Source organism: Streptomyces sp. NPDC002926 (assembly GCF_053591755.1).
In genome coordinates this window covers 1-3,344 of sequence record NZ_JBSFUK010000084.1, presented here as the reverse complement: position 1 = coordinate 3,344, position 3,344 = coordinate 1, and the positions used below count along the sequence as shown (strand labels likewise).

Sequence of the window (3,344 nt, the reverse complement as noted above, 5' to 3'; positions counted from 1 at the left end):
ACCGACGTGACGTTCGCGCCGTTGATGCGCCGCCCCAAAGACGGCACCACGGCCCGGACCACGCTGCTCACCGCCGCCGCACACCTCCACACCTCCGGCCTGCCCGTCGACTGGCACCTCCCCGCCCCCACCCCCGGACGGCACCTGGACCTGCCCACCTACCCCTTCCAGCGCCGGCGCTACTGGATGCCTGCCGCCGAGCGAGGGATGGATGCGGCTGCTCGCGGCCTCACCGCGGTGATCCACCCCTTGTTGGGCGCGGCCGTTCCCGTAGCGGACACCGGTGGCATGATCCTCACCGGACGCCTCTCGACCGAGGCCCAGCCCTGGCTCGCCGACCACAGAGTCAACGGCACTGTTCTCTTCCCGGGCACCGCCTTCGTCGAGCTCGCGTTGCGTGTCGGCGACGAGCTGGGCTGCGACCGGATCGACGAGGTCAGCACGGTCGCCCCGCTGGTCCTGCCCGAGCACGGCGGCGTCCAGATCCAGATCGCGGTGGGAGCCGCCGCCGACGACGGACGGCGCGAGCTGACCATCCACTCCCGCCGGGATGCCGAGGACTGGGTGTGCCATGCGCAGGGCGTCCTCTCGACCGGGGACCGCCCGGCGGACTTCGACCTTGCGGTCTGGCCGCCGGCCGGGGCCGAGCGGGTGGAGATCGACGACGCGTACGGCACCCTCGCCGCCGACGGCTACGACTATGGGCCGACGTTCCAGGGTCTGCGGGAGGTGTGGCGGCGTGGCGACGAGCTGTTCATCGACGTCGCCCTGCCCGAGGACGTCGCCGGAGCGGCGTTCAGTCTCCACCCGGCCCTGCTCGACGCGGCACTGCACGGCGTCCACCTCGGTCGCCCCGACGCGGCGGACGGGCTGAGCCTCCCGTTCTCCTGGCGCGGCGTCACTCTCTGGGCGGCCGGTGCGTCTCGGCTGCGAATTGCCGCTGACCCTGCGGGGCGCCTGCTGCTCGCCGACTCGGACGGCCGCCCTGTCGGCGCGGTCGACGAACTCGTGGTCCGTCCGGTCTCGGCCGCCGATCTCGCAGGCGCCGCTGGCCATTCCGACGCGCTGCACCGGATCGTCTGGACGCCGGCCCCGTTGCCGATGCCGACGGAGTCCGCGCCGGTGGCCGTAGTCACCCCGGACTCCCTGACGGATTCGAGTGGAGCCGTGGTCGTCGTCCAGGCCGCGGGTGCCGACCCGGTCGTCGCGGTCACGACGGCGCTGCAGGAGTGGCTGGCCGACGAGGAACGGGACGCCGCCGTCCTCGTCGTTGCGACCGCCGCCGCTTCCGTCGACCCGATGCAGGCCGCTGTCGCGGGTCTGGTCCGGGCCGCACAGGCCGAGCACCCGGGACGTTTCGTCCTCGCCGACGTCGACGACGGCGCCACGGTCGAGGACGCGGCCTGGCATGCGGTCGCGGACTCGAACGAGCCCGAGTGGAGGCTGCGGGAGGGAGCCTGGTCCGTGCCGCGCCTGACGCGCGCGGCCTCGACCACCGCTACGCCGGACTGGGGCGGTGGGGCCGTGCTCATCACCGGAGGAACGGGCGGGGTCGGAGCCGAGATCGCCCGGCACCTGGTCGCCCACCACGGTGTCGGCGAGGTCGTATTGCTGTCTCGATCGGGCCCCGACGCTCCGGGCGCCGCCGAGCTGGTCGAGGAGCTGACCGCGGGCGGAGCCCACGCCCGAGCGGTCGCGTGCGACGTTGGCGAGCGTGCCGCCCTGGCCGCGGTCCTGCAGACCGTTCCCGACCTCAGCGCGGTGGTGCACGCGGCGGGCGTCTTGGACGACGCCGTCCTGACCGAGCTGACGCCCGAGCGGAACGAGCGGGTCTGGCGCCCCAAGGCGACGGCCGCCGGGATCCTGGCCGAGCTCACGCAGGGGAGCACCCTGTCCGCGTTCGTGCTGGTGTCCTCGATCGCCGGCGTGCTGGGTGCGGCCGGCCAGGCCAACTACGCGGCGGCCAACGCCTACCTCGACGGCCTCGCCGAGCGCCTCCGGCGCGAAGGACGCCCGGCGACGTCGGTCGCCTTCGGCCTCTGGCGTGAGGTCGGCATGGGAGCGACGCTGGACGATGCGGAAGTGCGCCGCACCGAGCAGGCAGGGCTCCCGGCTCTGACGAGGGCCGAGGCCCTTGCGGCACTCGACCGCGCGGTGGCGAGCGAGGACTCGCTCGTCGTCGTCGGCCGACTGCTGCCGCAGCTGGCGCAGAACGCCGGACAGCGCGCGCCGCTGCTCTCCGGGCTGTTCGGGGGAACCGGACGGCGTGTGGTGCGCGCGGCGGCCGGTGTTTCCCGCGCCCTGGCCCGCCGACTCGCGGAAGTGGAGCCCGCCGACCGGCCCGGCCTGGTTCTCGACCTGGTCCGTACCGAGGCCGCGTCCGTGCTCGGGCACGACAACGTCACCGCCGTCGAGCCGGACCGTCCGTTCTCGGAACTCGGGTTCGACTCGCTGAGCACCATCGAGATGCGCAACCGGCTCGGTGCCGCGACCGAGCTGCGGCTGCCGGCCACGCTGCTGTTCGACTACCCGACGGCGCAGGTACTGGCCCGGCACCTGCTGGACGAGGTCGGCGGGAAGGTGCCGTCCAAGGCCGCCGTCGTCCGCAACGCCGCGGATCAGGACGAGCCGATCGCGATCGTGTCGATGGCCTGCCGTTATCCGGGCGGGGTGTCGTCGCCGGAGGATCTGTGGCGGCTGGTCGCCGACGGCGTCGATACTGTGTCGGGCTTCCCGGCCGACCGTGGCTGGGACCTGGCAGGCCTCTACGACCCCGAGCCGGGCGTCGAGGGCAGGACCTACTCCCGGCACGGCAGCTTCCTGCACGAGGCGGCCGCCTTCGACCCGGCCTTCTTCAACATCAGCCCGACCGAAGCCCTGAGCATGGACCCGCAGCAGCGTCTGTTGCTGGAGGCGTCCTGGGAGGCGTTCGAGCGTGCCGGCATTGATCCGGGCACGCTGAAGGGCAGCCGGACGGGTGTCTTCGCGGGTGTGATGTACCACGACTACGGACCGGGGACGAGCAGCGGCGCCATCGTCTCGGGGCGGGTGTCGTACTCGTTCGGTTTCGAGGGGCCGGCGGTGACGGTGGATACGGCGTGTTCGTCGTCGTTGGTGGCGTTGCATCTGGCGGCGCAGGCGTTGCGTTCGGGGGAGTGTTCGCTGGCGTTGGCCGGTGGTGTGACGGTGATGTCGACGCCGGAGACGTTTGTGGAGTTCAGTCGGCAGCGTGGGTTGTCGGTGGATGGCCGGTGCAAGGCGTTCGCGGAGGGGGCGGACGGTACGGGTTGGGGTGAGGGTGCGGGTTTGTTGTTGCTGGAGCGGTTGTCGGATGCGCGGCGGTT

At 72.8% G+C, this 3,344-nt stretch carries 1 protein-coding gene; it reads left to right on the top strand.

The genetic code is table 11. The features are described 5' to 3' along the window. Positions 1-24 precede the first annotated feature (24 nt). Positions 25-3,344: type I polyketide synthase (locus tag ACWDZ6_RS33340; RefSeq protein ID WP_451505825.1), on the top strand; the 3,320-nt coding region annotated here is incomplete at its 3' end.